This is a genomic window from Rhizobium sullae, assembly GCF_900169785.1.
Taxonomy (GTDB): Bacteria; Pseudomonadota; Alphaproteobacteria; order Rhizobiales; family Rhizobiaceae; genus Rhizobium; species Rhizobium sullae.
The window spans coordinates 113,875-129,457 of the sequence record NZ_FWER01000023.1 but is presented as its reverse complement, the minus strand read 5'-3'; the positions used below and the strand labels follow the sequence as shown (position 1 = coordinate 129,457).

The window sequence follows — 15,583 nt, the reverse complement described above, 5'->3', positions numbered from 1 at the left end:
TTTCTCACCCTTTCTATTCTCCGAATGTCGTCAGTGTCGGGGCGATGCCATGCAGCTCAACTTAACGCTACGGCCGGCCCGAGATTTGTCAAAAGAATATTGCCGATTGCATAAGGCACCGTGAAGCCGAGTGCTGGCGCAGGACTTTCCGCGAGATCACTCGCCGCGAGCATGGCCGGATCCTGGGTGTGTGCACCGGCAAGCGCGCCAACGAGCGCAACCGGATTGATCCAAGCAGGAAATGGCCGACGCCGAGGCCGGCTATCGGCGGAACGAGAGTGACGACCACGCCTGCCACAAGGATCGTCGGGCCGTCGGTCGCGAGCGCGGCGAGGGCCTGTGGTCCCGCCGTGAGGCCGACCAACGCGCAGAAGGTGGCCAGTCGTGGATCCCACATGATCTGCGTTGCGGCCACCGGTGCATTAGCCCGGCCAGGATACCGCGCATGCCACCAGCCGAAGAGGAGGCCCCGCCACAGCGCGCCGGCGCCCGCCGAAAGCGTGATCGGCAGCCCGCCGATCGTGACCGAGACGAGGCGATCAGTACGACGCACAAGGGCCCAGCCGCTGCATCTGGACGGTTGGCGTTTCGTGATTCCCACTCGCCGACCACTATTGAACCTTGCCCTCCAGTTCAACGCAATCCATATTATGTTCAACAAAGGGAGAATCCTATGGGTACCCAACCACCAACTGCTGCGGAAAGAGAAGCAAAGGTCGCGTTGGCTCGCAATAAGCTCGTGCTCGAGCAAGCGAAGGCCGTCGGTCTCCTTGGCACGGCGAAGAATACCCGCTTGTCGGGGCGAGTGTCCTCGGAGTTGATCGAGGCGGCGAAGAAGCGCGCCCATGTCACCTCCGACACTGAGCTGCTGGAATTGGCGCTTTCCCGGCTGGCTCTTGAAGATGACTTCGGCGCGCGTTTGGTGGGCCGCAAGGGCACCATCCCGACGGATATCGATCTTGGGGTTTGATCTTTCTGAGACCCTCCGATCACTAAAGCCCCAGAAGCATGTCGGAACGCTCGAGCGCAGGCGCGACGAAGATATCCCTTGGGCTGCTGACGAACCGGCAATCGGAGGGCCTCTATTTCTAGATACCAGCGTCTATCTGGATGTGCTTCAAGGGCGCTCGCCCGTGGAGGTTGATACGCTGCTTACGCATCGCCTATGCCACCATTCGGCAGTCTGCCTGTCTGAGCTGACTCATGCCTTCGGCCGGCTGGATCCAAAGCATGCCTCTACAAAAGCGGTCCTCGAAACGATCACGGCGACCGTAGAAGACATTCCGGAGCACCGACTTCATGCCCCAGATGCAGCCATCTGGGGACAGGCCGGCGTGTTGGCGGGTCTGCTCTTTCGCTTGAGCAACCTGCCGAAGGGTGCTGCACATGAGCACCGCTTGGTCAATGATGCCCTTGTTTTCCTGCAGGCACGACAGCTGGGCGCGAGCGTGCTGACTGGTAACGTCCGGGACTTCGATTTCTTCTCACAGCTCATACCGAGCGGTCGGGTCATCGTCTATCGAGCTCCGCTTGAGCCGCGATCATCGTGAACGCCGAGCTCTCGCCTTATCGAAGGGCTGACGGATCCGAAGTCCATCGATCGTTTCTGGCAAGATCCGCACCCCCGTCGGCAAGGCTGCTTGACGCGTTCATGCGATTGCTCGCCGCCTCCGTGCAGGTTCGCGGCAACTTCTATTCGAAAGAGGGAGCGGAGGCTGCTGCCGAAAGTATTGCCCTCGAGGTTGCTGGCGCGAAATGTCAACGAGCCGGGCGCTTACGTCGAGCCGCCGATCCGCAAACATCCGATGAAAATAGACATCCCCTGACTCATATCCGACAGGGCCCCTCGCGCTTGAAGCTAAGAGTTCAGAATTAAGCTGAAATTGCTGTTTTCGTTGAAGCTTCTTTGATGATCGCGCGTTGTACCAACGTCACGATGACGTTCGGATTGCCCAAAATTCTCAAGAATAAAGGACATCAGGAGCGGCGCCCTTCATCGCGCCACTCACGAATCTCGTCCTGCGTCGCGGCCTGCCGGCCGGCCGGCGCGTTGGACCTTGATTCGGCGATCAGTGCGTCAACATCGTTTTCGCGGCGAATGCGGGAGAGGCGGCCGACCGGCGTGTCGCCGCGTGAGGTCGTGACGCGTAACCCCGCTGACTTTGGGGCCGACCGGCGTTAGTATCTTCAATCCTTGGAACCATGCACACTAATCTGTTGACACGGTCGAGCGCATCACGGGGACAGGGGCCGCGTTTGAGTTCGTTTTGTCCTTCTATGAAGAAATCGGCGTGGGCACCAAGACTGTTGGAATCAATGCAGAGATCGCTTGGCCTCTTTCAGAGCCATCCTCGCCTCTTGAAGTAGAGGTAGGGCATCACGGCGGACAGGACCATCAGAAGGATGACGAAGGGATAGCCGAAATACCACTTCAACTCGGGCATGACGTCGAAGTTCATGCCGTAGATCGAGGCGACCAGGGTCGGCGGTAGGAACACCACGGCCGCCACCGAGAAAATCTTGATGATCTGGTTCTGCTCTAGATTGATGAGCCCGAGCGTCGCATCGAGCAGGAAATTGATCTTTCCCGATAGGAAGTTGGCATGGTCTCCCAGCGAGGTAGCATCCCGCTGCAGTAGCTTGATACGCTGCCGGATCTCCTTGGACGGCCGACTTTCCGGGCTCTCCAGCGCCGCATGATAGGCGACGAGCCGAGAGATGCTGATCAGGCTCTCACGTATCGCCGTCAGGAAATCGGCCTTCCGGCCGATCTGTTCGATCAGCGACCGCAAGTCTTGCGTCTTCTTTGTCACGTTCGAAACCTTCGAGCGGAAGACTTCGCGCGAGACCGCATCGATCTCGTTGCCAAGCCGCTCAAGCGAGTCAGCCAGACGGTCGATTAGCGCCTCGATCAGCCCAGTCATCAACATCTCGCCATTGACACAGGGAACGCCGGTGCCATTCGTGCGCTGTGCTCGCGACAGAAATACGTCGAACGGCTTCGGTTCTGCATATCGCACGGTCACCAAGGTCGATCCCTTCAGGATGAAGGTTATTGGTGTTTTTACAGGTTCGTCGCCGTCGAGACCGGTGAGCGCGGTCATCGTCATGAACTCCGCACCGCTCTCCTGGTAGAGGCGGGCTGACAGCTCGATGTCCTCCATCTCCTCGCGCGTCGGAATGGCAATACCCAATTGTCGCTCGACCGACCTGTCCTCATCGGGGGTTGGATTGAGCAGGTCGTGCCAGATCGGAGCGGAGACTGTTCCCGGACCGGGAATGGGCGACTCCAGTGCCAGGTGATCGGCGTGGTGCCAGTAGGTGCGCAGCATGGGCTCTCCTGAAAGACCGCCGGCCTCTCCGGAGCCTTTACCAGGAGATGGGTTACGGGAGCAGCGGTCGTGATGACGTCGAACTTCGACCGTCGGGGTTCATCTGGTTTTCCTTTGAATCGATGACAGTTTTATCAATGTCATCGATGCCCGAATGCTCCTGGCTTGACATGAAGTCAAGCCGGTTCTCCGGGCGCCCGACGCTTTGTCTGTCACAGCACTACTCGGTGCGGTGGCTATTGATCCCATGCTTTCCCAATATCCGACGGCGCGGCCCCTTTTTTTGAAACTTACGCCGTTGGAGATAGTGCTGATCACGCCGGCATCTGCTTGGCTTGCGGCGGCTGCGCATGCATCCAGTCAGCCGCCTGCTGTGCCTAGCTCGCGGCGGTGAATATGGCGCGAGGGTCGTCCGTCAATACCTTGAACCAGGAAAGGATATGGCGGGCGTGGTCCGCTCTCAGCTCGACGCCGAGGTCGAGATCGGCGCAAATCATCGCGCTCAAGAGCTCGGCGATCACGCCGCTCCGAACTCGGGCCGGATCGAGGCGACGCTGGCCGGAAGGTCGCGGCGATCAGGATGAGACGTCGCATCCTGATCGCCGCGCTATAGCTTTTGCTGCGTCGGATTTGGCGCTACTGATTGAAGTCATCTTTTGCTCGAAATCAGATGGAGATAATCTTTCAAGCATGCTTTTCAGAAGCAGATGCTCCGCCGGCAATGGTCGGAGATTGCATTGCACGCGGAGATGCCATATATTTTGTACGAAATATATGGCATCGGATGTGGCGAGGTGATTAGCGATGGCCGAGGCAATGAAGATTGCAATGCAGAATGGACCGCTGGTTCTATCGTATATGGATAAGTCTGGCAGGATCATAGTCGATCGGCTCGTGGACGGGTTCGGCATGTCCAAGACGCAGCTCGCAGAAACCGCAGGACTTGCACGGGAGACGCTCTATCGGGTGGAGCGCAGCGGCACGGCCAAAACGCAAGGTCGTTTGCGTGAAATGCTCGAGATCATCAGCCGCGTTATAGATTGGGCGGGCGGTAAAGAGCAGGCTATGGCCTGGTATCGGGCCCAGCCGCTTCCGGCATTCGGCGGGCGCACCGCCGAATCGCTCGTGAAAGACGGCAAGGCAGCTGCTGTTCGCGAATACCTCGATCATATGGCCCTCGGCGGTTTTGCTTGAGGTTCGTCGGAACCTGCTATCGGGCGCATGATCCTCGTTGGGCGTTCAAGCCGGTCTCCGGTGATGGCGCGGCGATCAGGGGTGCACGTTTCAATCCCAAGGGTGCGCCAGCACTCTATCTGGGCCTGAGCATCATGACGGCTGTGAAGGAGGCCAACCAAGGGTTTGCCCATCGGATCGATCCATGTGTCCTCTGCTCCTACGAGGTCGACTGCGACCACATCGTAGATCTGACGGTAGAAGAGGGAAGGGGAGAATTCTCCGTCGCATTAGAGGATATGGCCTGCGCATGGGCTACGGCTCTCAGTATTGGAGATCGGCCGGCGTCGTGGGCGATTTACGATCACATGCGACCTCAAGGCGTTTCAGGTATTCTTGTTCCGAGCTTTGCGCCCGGGGCTGAGGGCGATGACAAGAACCTCGTGCTCTGGGACTGGGGCGCGGAGCTTCCGCACAAGGTAACGGTGGTCGATCCGAGCGGTCGGCTACCGAAGGACCAGCTGTCCTGGCGCTGAGGCGACGGGATGCTCTAGGTGCGTCCAATCGAATTTCACAATCGAAGGGCCACTTTGTTGAAGCCACGGACTGACAAGCTACAGGCAGCTCGGTCGGCTCATCAGCCAGGCTCTCAAGATCGAACGAGCCCGAAGCGACGGGCCTCGTCAAACAGTGCCCTGACAGAAGACAGTTGCCATTTACGACCACCACGCGGCGGACGCTCATGCATCTGGTCCAATTGGGCAGCAATGTCCCGAAGCGATAGGTCAGGATCGGCGATCGCGATTAAAGCTCCGTGCTTGACACCGGAAAACAAGAGCGTAGTCTGCGATTAGACCGATCGGTCTAGAGCCCGAACGATCACCGTTCGCGGAGGGAAGACTGCCGATCGGGCAAGCGCACCGGCACTTCTACTGGAGCGAAAGGGAGGACGACTATGCGAGTTGCCAAGGACGACGTGGACGTTAGGATGGAAATCCCCGGCGCGGTGGTGCGCCAACGTCTCGATTTCGGAGATGTCAGCGGCTACGACAAGATCAGCGGCGAATACTTCACACTTTCAGCGGGCGTTGACACGACCCCGCTTTTTGAGGGGCTTGAAGGAAACGTCTGCAACTGTCCCCATTGGGGCTTCGTGCTGCGCGGCAGGATCACTACGACCGACAGGGAAGGCAGACAGGAGACGGTCGGCACCAACGATCTGTTCTACTGGCCGCCTGGTCACAATGTGAAGGTCGAGGACGACGCGGAGATCATCATGTTCAGCCCTCAGCACGAGCATAGCCACGTGATCGATCACATGATCAGGAAGACGCTGGGCTAGACCGCCACCGGTGCCCGGAGTAGGTTCAAATTCCGGGCGCCCCGGGCGGATGGCGCCGCCATCCATCCTAGTACGAGGCCCGCGATTCAACCGTGACGCATTCCACGAAGCAACGACTGATCGATGCCGGTCTCCGCCTGCTCCTGGAGCACGGCTACAACGATCTCGGCCTCCAGGCCCTGCTCACGGAGACACAACTGCCGAAGGGCTCGTTCTACCACCACTTCAAGGACAAGGAGGACTTCGCGCTGCAGGTCGTCGATGCCTACATGGCACAGGTCCATGCAGCGCTAGACGAATGCCTTCGGGATCCCGACCTACCTCCGATTGCCCGGGTGCGGCGCTTCTTTGAGATGACCGCACAGAAATACCAGGAAGAAGGCTACATGGGCTGTCTCCTGGGTGGCCTGGGTCAGGAGTTGTCCGGTGTGAACGAAGTGTTCCGCCAGAAGATTGAAGCATGCTTCTCGACGATCGGCGAACGTCTCGGGGTTTGCCTGGAAGAGGCCAGGATCGGTGGGCACATCCCCGGCGATGTCGATGTGCTGCAGATGGCTAACCGTATTGTCGATTGCTGGGAGGGTGCGGCCCTGCGCAGCCGCCTCACGCGAAATCCGGCGTCACTGAACGCAATGCTCGACTTCTGCATGCGCTCCGTTCGGGTGCCGGACGGCAGCAATGCAGTCAGTCGCTCATTGATCTGATGTGCTGGTCACCCCCTCTTGTGGCTTTTTACTTTCCGATTTCAATTGGCGCGCTAAGCTGAAAATCCGGGGCGCGGATTTGACTTAACGGCTTCACACCGGCAGGGGAGGAGTATCTCGTAGCCCGCCGCGCAAATTGGAGCGCGGAACCTGGCACGGTAATGGTTCTTCATTGGAAGGCGACCATGCCTTTCACGGTCGTGGTCGCCCGGACGTATGACAATTTCCGGTTTGAAACGACAAACTAAAACCCATAATTGTCCTTCACCGGGTGTCCGCGAACGGCGGTTTCATATGGAGAAACCTGCCGTCGCCGGATTTGTCCCACGCAGAAGCCATCCAAGCGCTCGTTTCAGCCTTTGGCCGTTGCCAGATTGGTGCTGAGCTCGAAAGCGAGCCCAGATCCATCGGTGTAGGGCTGGAGCACGGTTGAACTCTCACCCACGATCTCCTCCACGACGCGCTTGCGCTCCTCATCGTCCATTTCCTTGCCGACGGAGCTCATGCCGACCAGTGCCATCGTGTTCAATCGCAGGAGGGGTGCGCCCTCCTGGAAATGGATGGTGCGTGTTATCGCCCTCGACCGGACGTCGTGGAAGCCGGCGTCTTGGAGCAGCGCCTCAAGCGGCGCTGCCTCTCCAAAGCTGTGCCGCAAATCCGCGATGGCGCCCAAATGGCGCTCCGCGATGCGGCGCAGATCCTGAAAGAACGGGATTTCGTCGTCGGAACGCCAAGTGGCTACCGCCAATCTGCCGCCCGTTGCCAGCGCACGCCGCATCTGCGCGGCCGCCGCGGGCTTGTCGGAAACGAACTGCAATCCTTGTTGGCAGGCGACGACGTCGAACTGCTCGCGGTCATGGAGCGGCAGGGCGCTGGCATTGCCCTCGCGCCAGTCGATGCCCGGGGCCACGGCGCGCGCGACGGCAAGCATATCCGAACTGATGTCGACGCCGACGACGTATCCGCCGTCACCGAGCCGCTCCCTCGCAATGCGGGCGACTATTCCGGTTCCACAAGCAATGTCGAGCACACGATCGCCCGGAGACAGGCCCACTTCTTCGAGGGTGATTTCGGCCCACGGCCGAAAGAGAGGGTTTACGAGCCAGCGCTCGTACAGTTCCGGGAACGTTGGCTGGTTCATCGCGGAGCCGAGCAGGGTCATGATTGTGTCCCCTTATGACGTTGCCATTCAGTCATCACGAGCTTTTCCGTGTTTATCCAAGTCGGTGGCTGCGCCCCTCCGAGTGAACACCCTACAGCGGCTTTCGCGCCGTGAGGCTCGCATAAGCGATGTGGCCGAAGAACGTTCCTGCCTCCACTTGTCGTTTGGCACTTAAACGGGGTCTTCCTCACTTTGTATGGAGATCGGCCATTTTGATCGGCATCATCCTTGCTCTAAGAAGTTCAGGGCCTGCCCTGCCATGCATTGCACGTTTAATCATTTTCAGGCGGTTGATCTGACCTTCCGCCTGAACATTGCTCCAGGGCAGGTCGATGGCGTTGCAGACGGCGTCGATATCTCGACGAAGAACGCGAGCAAAACGGGCCAAGCCCAGAAATTATGGCATCATCGATCCATTCTTCGAGTTTCTTGGAGGCTCGGCTACGAAATATACCGCGAAACTATTTTTCGCGCAGCGCTCGGCGGAGATTCTGTGTGATAGGCTCAGCCAGATAAGAAAGCACGGTGCGAGCACCCGTCCGGATCATCGCCTCGCTCGACATGCCGGGCAGCAGCTTACGGCCCTCCAGCTTGGCGAGTTCGCTCTTATCGATCAACACGGTCGCGGCGAAATAGGGTGCCCCGGTGCGCTCCTCCACCATCCGGTCAGCCGACACGATCTCCACGACGCCGTCGAGTGGAGGGAGATTGTAGCGGGCAAAGGCCGGGAAACTGACGCGTGCGCGCTGTCCAGGGGCGATCGTCTCGACGTCCTCTGGCCTGACCATGGCCTCGACCACGAGTTGCTGTCCGAGGGGCACGACTGTCATCAGTGTCTCACCGGGTTTCACGACACCGCCCGTCGTGTGGACCTTCAGGTCCATGACGATGCTGTCGACTGGTGCAACGACGTTGGTACGGGCAAGCACGTCCTTGGCGGCACGCTCTTCCTGTCTAAGGTCAAACAACTCCGCCTCGACCTTGCTCAATTCCTGGACCGCCTCGTTCAGCCGCACCGTGTTGAGGTTCAGGATTTGCATGTCAATCTCGGCCATGGCGCTTCTGGCACGAGCGATCGCCGCGACGTTGGTCGCGCGCTCCCCCTCGATCTCCCGCTGTTGCCGCCTGAGCATCAGGTTCCGCTCGCGGGTGACTAGCCCGCGCTTGAGGAGACTTTCAAGGTCTTTGGTTTCACTCTCGATCGCCTCAATCTGCTTGTCCTCGGTGATGATAAGCTCCTCCAGTCCCGTTATCTCTTCCTCGGTCTGGCGACGGCGCTGGTTGAGGATTTCCCGCTCGTCCTTTAAGTTGTGGTGCTTTGCTGCGAACACGTCACGCTGTGAGGCCACCGCGTCCCTTGCGGCTTTAGCGGGGTTTGCGAGCAGCCCCAGATCAAATTCGATCTCGACCTTGCCATCCCGCTCAGCCCGCAGACGAGCGGCCAGCGCCTCACGCGTTGCTATCCGATTGTGGATCAGATCAAGCTTCGCCGTCGCCTGTGTGTTGTCGAGCTGGACGAGGATTTCACCCGCCCTGACGATATCACCGTTGGCGGCGTTCAACTCTGCTATGATGCCGCCCTCGAGGTGCTGGATGAGCTTGCGGTCGCCGGCAACCTTGATGACGCCCGGTGCCACTGCGGCGCTTTCCAACGGCGCAATCGTCGCCCAACCCCCGGCCATGCCGAAAAACAGGAACATGATCGCGAAGCCGGTGAGCGTCACACCTGTGAGACGCAGGGGAACTGGGGCGGCGGGTGGCGAAACGGGCAACGGAACGACCTTCATATCCTTCATGGCTGTTTCCGTTTCCTTGCTTAGTTCGCCACTATCGTTGGCATCTGAGTTACCTTGCGGATTCGCGAGGCGAGTTCATTGAAGACATAGTCACGTGGACCGAAGAGGTCTTGTTGGCCCCGGTTGAGGACCAATATCTTGTCAACTGTCTCCATGATGTTCGGTCGGTGCGCGACCAGGATAACGGTCGTGCCAGCCGCCTTGACCGCGATGAGAGCTGCGATCAATGCGTCCTCACCTTCGCGGTCGAGGTTAGAATTAGGCTCGTCGAGGATAATGAGGGCCGGGTCGCCGTAGAGTGCTCGCGCGAGCCCAATGCGCTGGCGCTGTCCTCCTGACAGCACCGCGCCGGATTCGCCGATCTCGGTGAGGTAGCCCTTCGGCAGCCCTTTGATGAGGTCATGAACCCCCGCCAGCTGCGCAGCCTTGACAACCTTGTCGAAGATCACTGGGCTGAGCTCGGCGAAGCGGCAGATGTTTTCGGCAACGGTACCGGCGAAGAGCTCGATATCCTGCGGCAAGTAACCGACATAATGACCACGGTCCTCCGCCGCCCATTGGGCAACGTCCATGCCGTCCAGCAACGCACGCCCTCCGGATGGACGCCAGGCACCGGCCAATATTCGCGCCAGACTCGTCTTGCCAGCCGCGCTCTGGCCGATCAACGCCATTGCTTCACCCGGCTCAAGGCGAAAGCTGATCCCTTTCAGGATGTGCTCGCCTCCCTGTCGGGCAAGGACAATGTTGTCGGCCTCAAACTTACCTTTCGGTCGCGGTAGTGGCAGAACCGGCGTGGCCTCCGGGTGCTTACCGGCAACTGCGGTGAGACGCCGGTAAGCGGCACGCGCTCCCACCGTGGCCTTCCATGTGCCGATCGCCTGCTCGACCGGGGACAAAGCCCGACCCATCAGGATTGAGGCGGAGATCATGATTCCCGGTGAAGCCTCGTTGCGAAGTACGAGATAAGCCCCAAGGCCCAGAATGCCCATTTGCAGGGCCAGCCGGTGACAACGCGCGATCGCCGCGATGACGCCGCCACGGTTGGCAGCAAGCACTTGTCCTCTGTTTGCCTCGTCCTGATGCGCCTTCCAACCCTCCAGCAGTGGCTTCAACATCCCCATTGCCTGAATGACCTCGGCGTTGCGGATCGCCGCCTCGGCCTGGCCGTATGCCCGCGACTGTGCGCTTGCTGCCTCGGTCAACGGCTTGCGTGTGAGCCATTCGTTCAGCAATGCCAACGCAAATAGGACGATCCCGCCGCCCAGCGCCAACCAACCCAGCCAAGGGTGCATGAAAAATATGGCGGCGAAAAACAGTGGCGCCCAAGGCGCGTCAAGGATCGGGAAGATGCTGGGGCTGGTGAAGAAATTCCGTACTTGATCAAGGTCGCGCAGCGGACGGGCATTGACTTGGCCAGGCGCTGAAGCGGCATATTCTACCGAGGCGGTCAGGAGAACGGGTGCCAACCGCGCGTTCATCCAGGATCCGACGGTTGCCAGAAGACGCCCGCGCACCACCTCCAGACCCGCCATTGTCGCAAGCGCCCCTGCCGCCATCAGCGAAAGCATCACCAATGTTTCCACGCTGTGGCTGGACAACACGCGGTGATAGACTTGGAGCATATAAAGCGCACCGGTCAGCATCAGCACGTTGATGCCACCGCTGAACCAGATAAGTGGCCAGATGGCGCGTCCGGCCTCCTTCATCACTACCTGAAGAGCAGGGGCCTGTTCGTTGGTTTTCATCATTTAATCTCTGGTATCCGACATGACACCTCGTGCAATGGCAGTACGGGGGCAGCGCCAGCTGCCCCCGTTGGTCAAGTGTTAGGCGACGTCAACGAGTATGTGCTGCATCGCTGTCTGATCCGCGTCCGCGTCCTCCACCTGGAAGGCGAAGGCGAGCTGGGCTTCCGGCGTCTCGGTCACCGTCGAGGTGAAGCCGATGTCCGTGATCTTCAGCACGTCGTTGTCGGCGGCGTCGAAGTTCACCAGATTGGTGGTCGCATTGCTGCCGCCGCCAGCGCCGGTCGTCCTGATCAGGTCGATCGCGGTGTTGTTGCCGGTGATCCCGTTGCCCGACTGCATGATCTGCGCACCCTGTAACACGTAGTCTTCGCCGGCTGCGTTGTAGTCGTTCTGCTCGATGATCACGAGGCCGTCGTTGTTGTCGAGCGTGAACTCGCTGCTGTAGGCGGCCGGGACCTGACCCGCCTTGAAGATGTCGGCGTTTGACACGTACACAGCCCGCGTGACCGTGGAGTTGTCGTCCGCGGTGCCGGCGATGTTGTCGGCACCGTTCTTGTCGATCAGGTCGAGGATCAGCATCAGGTCCTCGCTGTTGCCGATGCCGTCGAACTTAATGGCCATGGTGCCGGCGGTCGCTGTCGGGGTGACAGCCTCGGTCTGAATACCGACGTTGCTGTTGAAGAACCGCAACGTGAGCAGTTCATCTTTCTGGATCGTGTCACCGGCGACACCGTTGGTGCTCTGCGTCGCAGACACCCATGTTTCATTGTTGTTACTCACCATCTCGTGACCACCCACGGTGAACGTGGCGTCAGCGGATGACCCCTCGCCGTTGCCCGTCAGGCGGAACGGGTTGGCTCTGTTGATCGCGTTGCCCGTGAACTGCACGTAGAAGTCTTCGTCATCCGGCGTGTTCGCGTCATCCGCCTGCAACCGTTCCACCACGATCTGCGGGTGACCCGTGTTGCTCGTGGGCTCCTTGGACAAGAGCTCACTGGTGTGGATAACGTCGAAGCTGAAGCCTTCGAGCGGATCGGTCAGGTTGATGGTATAAGTGTCGGCAACCTTGTCGAAGACGAGCGTGCCGCCCGCCGTGCCCGCCTGGACGCCTGCTGCCGGGTCCTTGTCGTAAGTGAAGGTGAAGTTGAATGTCGCGGAGGTGAGACTCTCCGACGCAAGCGTCACATTCGAGGTAAGGACGTTGCCTCCTCCGCCACCGGTGATCGTGCCGGTGAGTCCGATCTGCACGCCGGCAAGTGCACCATTCTGGTCGACAAAGTCAGAACCGCCGCCCGTATAGAACGCGGCCGCGTGGGCATCCGCGCCGATATCGTACCCGAAGGCTCCGGTGGCCGACGCGTTGAGCACGTTAGCCAGAGTCTCGTGCTGGATACCTGCGGCACCGGGATCACCGTCAAACGGCACCGCAATCGTCGGGCCGTCGTCCTTGAAGTTGAGGTTCTTGCCGATGTCAAGGAAGGCCGATTGTTGATCGCCGTCCTTGTCGGTGATGGTCGCGGTGAGCTGGATCAGGTTGTCCGCAGCCAGGGTCGTGCTNCCGATTGTTGATCGCCGTCCTTGTCGGTGATGGTCGCGGTGAGCTGGATCAGGTTGTCCGCAGCCAGGGTCGTGCTGTCGTCGGGATTGTTGGCGTCGGCATGGACCACCGCCCGGATCTGATCGAGGGTGACGCTGCCGGCGGCGTTGACGGCGACGGTGAACACGAGGGTGTTGGTGCTGGCGGTGCGGCCTTCAACGACGCCGCCATTGACCGAGAGGACGACCGCCTCACCGGTCGCCGTGTCGACGATGCCGGTTGGGCCTGCCGCCGTCACGCCAAGTGCGTAGGTCAGCGTGCCGGCTCCGTCGGCGCCGAAGGCGGAGCTGAAGTTGGCCGCAAAGCTCTGCGTGTCGTTGGTCCCAAGAACCGTCTCGTCGACAGTCAGCGTCGGTTCTACGCCGGTGGTGGCAATCGTCGGGCCGTCATCGTCAAAATTAATGAATGAGCCTACCTCCTCGCTGTAGGCGTTGGTGTTCGTCGTCGAGAAATGGAACTCGGTGATGTCGAGCCCTTCGTTCGCATCGACCCCCGTAACCTGCAGCCGATCCATTGGGCTGCTGGTGGTGATATCGACGGTGGTTACGTTATCGAGCCCGGTGATGGTGACGATGTTGCCGCTCCCGCTCAGGCCGGTGACGGTGACGCTTCCGCCTGCCGTGACATAGGTGCCATCGGTGGTGATGGTGGCAGCAAACCCTGATTGACCCGTCAACTTGAGGCTAACGATGTCAACGGCGCTCGTGGCGGTGCCGTCAAAGAAGTCCGAGCCTTGGTCGTTGCCCGTATTGTTAAAGGCGCCGATACTGATGTCCACCCGCGCTTCCGGATTGGATGGCGTGATCTGGTTGATCGTGAACCCAGCCTGCGTGATGGTCTCGAGATGGCTGCCGTACTGGATTTGCGAGGCACTACCTGCGTTCAGGTTGCCGCCGGTCACAAAATCGACCTGCAGCGTTTCGCTCGGATCGATGCTCTGGCTGTTGACGCCGAAGCCCTGTGTACTGACGTTGGCGGTGCCACCGTTCAAACCTATCACCAGAAGCTGCTTGGATGCATCATCGGGCGAATTGATCAGGTAGAAATCATGATTGCCGGAAGCGGCGTTCTGGCCTGAGAAATTAGCTACGCTGGTGCCCGTGACCGAGGCGAAGACCTTGCTGGACAGATCGATGCGGTCGTCCGCGTCGGTGGCGTCCGGATGGAGCAACGGCACGTACTGGACCGTGTACAGGTCCGCATTGGTGTTGGTGGTGTTGATCAGCGCAAACGAGAAGGCGAGCGGCCCGGTCTCAGCGGGCTCGGCGAGCGGATCAGAAGTACCGATGACGCCGATCACGACGTTTGGATGGAGCGGGTCTGCACTTTTAAACAGCCAGACCCAGTTGCCATCGACCGTCTGAATGCCGCTGTTCACGCCGACGGTGGTGGAAAACGGGGTTCCACTGAGGTTCTGGGAGAGAACGACCGAGGTGATGGTTTCCCCTGCACTCGCCGAGGCCACCACGAAGTTGGCCTGGAAGGCGATCTCCGGTGAGGTTAGGCCGCCGGTACTGTCAAGACTTAACAGATATTGCAGCGTGGTATTGCTATTGTGCGGCGAACCGGACGGGTCAATATCGTCGTCGGTAAGACCGGTGGTCTCGTCGATGATGATGTCTTGGGTCGTGATGTCGAGTGCCATGGAGATTCTCCCTCGGTTTAAATCGCGACAAGGGGAGGGATCCAGGCGCCAGGCCAAACGCGCCCGCCCGGGTCTACCCTTGCGCATTGAACTTGCGGCTCTCGACGGACTACGATCGTCTCGCCGATTGGGACCGCTGGTTCATTCTCAGTTGGAAGGTAATAGGTGAATGGCCGTACCTAGAGGTTGCCATAATAACAACGTCGAAGGTTAATTCCTCACGTGCAAGAGGAAGTTAGAAAATGCAACAGCAATCCATGAAGATATGGCCAGACCTCTCGCCCATGCGCGATTTTATTTCGCCTACACTTTGTTTATAGTACGAACACATTTGCAATGCACGTAGCCACTTAGAGCTACAAAGTTAAGTTATAGTAATCATATAGCGAGAGTTTGCATTTGTTTAAGAATGAAAATACATCAATTTTGCGTTGCGGTAGTTAAACTAAGAAGAGGTCTTCCGGTTACTATAGGAAGAAGTGTCGCGTGGCATTTTGAGAATGCGGACGTTCCGTCGATGTCTGGGCACTTAAATTCGGGTCTTCCTCAATTTGTGTGGTTAACAGATCCTTAGCGATGATACCGGTATGAGCTGGCATGCGAACGAAATCGAAATGGTCGCTCGGTCCGGGTATTAGAGTGCAGAGCGTAGTAATTACCGACAAAGGCATTGGGTTGTGTCTGCCTACGGGCCAATGTCAGGCATATGCCCTGATTGTCGATGCCGGAGTAGAAATCGGCACGGCTGGTCGTACCGCAGGCTTCAAGACCAGCCGATCCAAGGTAATGCCGTGACGGTGAAGCTCCAGTTGAGCCGCTGGCGTTGCACACATCGGCAGTGCAAACGGAAAACGTTTAATGACCGGATCCCAGCGATTGCCTCCCCATATGCCTGCCGCACAAGTAGGTCGCCGAAACAGTCGGACTGCTTGGCCATAATACGGGCGGGCGAGCCGGCGAACGCTTGATGCAACGGCTCGGGATGTCGATCAGCGACGACACCATCCTTAGACAAGTCCAGCGGAATGCTGCTCTCTTGTCGACGCCCCAGAAGACCGTGCCGGGGGCAGGCGGGCTGATTTTG

General features: G+C 59.3%; 15 protein-coding genes and 4 pseudogenes. 8 read left to right on the top strand and 11 right to left on the bottom strand.

Going from position 1 to position 15,583, the window contains the following annotated elements:
- Positions 1-56: 56 nt before the first annotated feature.
- Together BN1800_RS43980 and BN1800_RS21050 are read right to left on the bottom strand one after the other, a co-directional pair.
- Entirely contained in the window at positions 57-173 is a 117-nt protein-coding gene (locus tag BN1800_RS43980; protein ID WP_425299051.1) for a hypothetical protein, read from the bottom strand.
- A 71-nt stretch (positions 174-244) separates the two neighbouring features.
- A pseudogene (locus BN1800_RS21050) lies at positions 245-553 on the bottom strand (aspartate-alanine antiporter-like transporter); the annotation flags it as partial.
- 120 nt (positions 554-673) lie between these two features.
- Between BN1800_RS21050 and BN1800_RS21040 the strand changes: the two are divergent.
- Positions 674-970, top strand: a complete 297-nt coding sequence (locus tag BN1800_RS21040) for a hypothetical protein (RefSeq protein ID WP_087000750.1) — start codon at positions 674-676, stop codon at positions 968-970.
- Positions 960-1,550 carry a type II toxin-antitoxin system VapC family toxin gene (locus BN1800_RS21035; protein ID WP_087000748.1) on the top strand — a complete coding sequence of 197 codons (591 nt, stop codon included), beginning with the start codon at positions 960-962 and terminating at the stop codon, positions 1,548-1,550. Before BN1800_RS21040 ends, BN1800_RS21035 begins: the two co-directional genes overlap by 11 nt.
- Before the next feature lie 789 nt (positions 1,551-2,339).
- On the opposite strand, the gene BN1800_RS21025 is transcribed toward BN1800_RS21035, so the two are convergent.
- Together BN1800_RS21025 and BN1800_RS43975 are read right to left on the bottom strand one after the other, a co-directional pair.
- A complete protein-coding gene (locus tag BN1800_RS21025; protein ID WP_087000746.1) occupies positions 2,340-3,332 on the bottom strand; it encodes a magnesium transporter CorA family protein in 993 nt (330 codons plus the stop codon).
- Between the two features lie 377 nt (positions 3,333-3,709).
- Positions 3,710-3,829 (bottom strand): zincin-like metallopeptidase domain-containing protein, encoded by a 120-nt coding sequence (locus BN1800_RS43975; RefSeq protein ID WP_425299054.1) that lies wholly within the window; start codon positions 3,827-3,829, stop codon positions 3,710-3,712.
- Between BN1800_RS43975 and BN1800_RS42555 the strand changes: the two genes are divergently transcribed.
- The 3 genes from BN1800_RS42555 (at position 3,773) to BN1800_RS21015 (ending at position 5,041) form a co-directional block, all read left to right on the top strand.
- Positions 3,773-3,916: a hypothetical protein gene (locus BN1800_RS42555; protein ID WP_244564588.1), complete on the top strand. Its 144-nt coding sequence runs from the start codon at positions 3,773-3,775 to the stop codon at positions 3,914-3,916. The genes BN1800_RS43975 and BN1800_RS42555 overlap by 57 nt on opposite strands.
- Positions 3,917-4,136: 220 nt before the next feature.
- Positions 4,137-4,526, top strand: a complete 390-nt coding sequence (locus BN1800_RS21020; protein ID WP_087000744.1) for an antitoxin Xre/MbcA/ParS toxin-binding domain-containing protein — start codon at positions 4,137-4,139, stop codon at positions 4,524-4,526.
- On the top strand, positions 4,523-5,041 hold the full coding sequence (locus BN1800_RS21015) for an RES family NAD+ phosphorylase (protein WP_087000742.1): 519 nt from the start codon (positions 4,523-4,525) through the stop codon (positions 5,039-5,041). Before BN1800_RS21020 ends, BN1800_RS21015 begins: the two co-directional genes overlap by 4 nt.
- A 113-nt stretch (positions 5,042-5,154) precedes the next feature.
- On the opposite strand, the pseudogene BN1800_RS42550 reads toward BN1800_RS21015, so the two are convergent.
- Positions 5,155-5,316: pseudogene (locus BN1800_RS42550) on the bottom strand (recombinase family protein); the annotation flags it as partial.
- Positions 5,317-5,460: 144 nt separating this feature from the next.
- Here BN1800_RS42550 and BN1800_RS21005 point away from each other — a divergent pair.
- Together BN1800_RS21005 and BN1800_RS21000 are read left to right on the top strand one after the other, a co-directional pair.
- Positions 5,461-5,847 (top strand): hypothetical protein, encoded by a 387-nt coding sequence (locus BN1800_RS21005; protein WP_087000740.1) that lies wholly within the window; start codon positions 5,461-5,463, stop codon positions 5,845-5,847.
- A 92-nt stretch (positions 5,848-5,939) separates the two neighbouring features.
- Positions 5,940-6,551, top strand: coding sequence for a TetR/AcrR family transcriptional regulator (locus tag BN1800_RS21000; protein WP_087000739.1), 612 nt, complete (start codon positions 5,940-5,942; stop codon positions 6,549-6,551).
- Between the two features lie 352 nt (positions 6,552-6,903).
- Here BN1800_RS21000 and BN1800_RS20995 read toward each other — a convergent pair whose 3' ends face one another.
- The 6 genes and pseudogenes from BN1800_RS20995 to BN1800_RS43970 all read right to left on the bottom strand — a co-directional run bounded on the left by BN1800_RS20995 (position 6,904) and on the right by BN1800_RS43970 (position 13,368).
- Positions 6,904-7,713: a class I SAM-dependent methyltransferase gene (locus tag BN1800_RS20995; protein WP_087000737.1), complete on the bottom strand. Its 810-nt coding sequence runs from the start codon at positions 7,711-7,713 to the stop codon at positions 6,904-6,906.
- 187 nt (positions 7,714-7,900) lie between these two features.
- A pseudogene (locus tag BN1800_RS20990) lies at positions 7,901-8,174 on the bottom strand (transposase); the annotation flags it as partial.
- The gene (locus BN1800_RS20985; protein WP_087000735.1) at positions 8,175-9,509 is read right to left on the bottom strand and encodes an HlyD family type I secretion periplasmic adaptor subunit; all 1,335 of its coding nucleotides are present in this window, start codon (positions 9,507-9,509) and stop codon (positions 8,175-8,177) included.
- Positions 9,510-9,529: 20 nt separating this feature from the next.
- A complete protein-coding gene (locus BN1800_RS20980; RefSeq protein WP_087000836.1) occupies positions 9,530-11,254 on the bottom strand; it encodes a type I secretion system permease/ATPase in 1,725 nt (574 codons plus the stop codon).
- 81 nt (positions 11,255-11,335) lie between these two features.
- On the bottom strand, positions 11,336-12,682 hold the full coding sequence (locus BN1800_RS42545) for a hypothetical protein (protein WP_244564582.1): 1,347 nt from the start codon (positions 12,680-12,682) through the stop codon (positions 11,336-11,338).
- 104 nt (positions 12,683-12,786) lie between these two features.
- Complete coding sequence (locus tag BN1800_RS43970; protein WP_425299053.1) at positions 12,787-13,368, bottom strand: DUF5801 repeats-in-toxin domain-containing protein; 582 nt, start codon at positions 13,366-13,368, stop codon at positions 12,787-12,789.
- Between the two features lie 1,728 nt (positions 13,369-15,096).
- On the opposite strand from BN1800_RS43970, the pseudogene BN1800_RS40445 reads away from it, so the two are divergent.
- Positions 15,097-15,553: pseudogene (locus tag BN1800_RS40445) on the top strand (ISL3 family transposase); the annotation flags it as partial.
- Positions 15,554-15,583: the final 30 nt, after the last annotated feature.

Excerpts from the sequence above, each read along its gene's own strand:
- BN1800_RS43980 (WP_425299051.1), bottom strand. The coding sequence starts at position 173 with ATGCTCGCGGCGAGTGATCTCGCGGAAAGTCCTGCGCCAGCACTCGGC.
- BN1800_RS21040 (WP_087000750.1), top strand. The coding sequence starts at position 674 with ATGGGTACCCAACCACCAACTGCTGCGGAAAGAGAAGCAAAGGTCGCG.
- BN1800_RS21025 (WP_087000746.1), bottom strand. The coding sequence starts at position 3,332 with ATGCTGCGCACCTACTGGCACCACGCCGATCACCTGGCACTGGAGTCG.
- BN1800_RS42555 (WP_244564588.1), top strand. The coding sequence starts at position 3,773 with ATGGCGGGCGTGGTCCGCTCTCAGCTCGACGCCGAGGTCGAGATCGGC.
- BN1800_RS43975 (WP_425299054.1), bottom strand. The coding sequence starts at position 3,829 with ATGATTTGCGCCGATCTCGACCTCGGCGTCGAGCTGAGAGCGGACCAC.
- BN1800_RS21020 (WP_087000744.1), top strand. The coding sequence starts at position 4,137 with ATGGCCGAGGCAATGAAGATTGCAATGCAGAATGGACCGCTGGTTCTA.
- BN1800_RS21005 (WP_087000740.1), top strand. The coding sequence starts at position 5,461 with ATGCGAGTTGCCAAGGACGACGTGGACGTTAGGATGGAAATCCCCGGC.
- BN1800_RS20995 (WP_087000737.1), bottom strand. The coding sequence starts at position 7,713 with ATGACCCTGCTCGGCTCCGCGATGAACCAGCCAACGTTCCCGGAACTG.
- BN1800_RS20985 (WP_087000735.1), bottom strand. The coding sequence starts at position 9,509 with ATGAAGGATATGAAGGTCGTTCCGTTGCCCGTTTCGCCACCCGCCGCC.
- BN1800_RS20980 (WP_087000836.1), bottom strand. The coding sequence starts at position 11,254 with ATGAAAACCAACGAACAGGCCCCTGCTCTTCAGGTAGTGATGAAGGAG.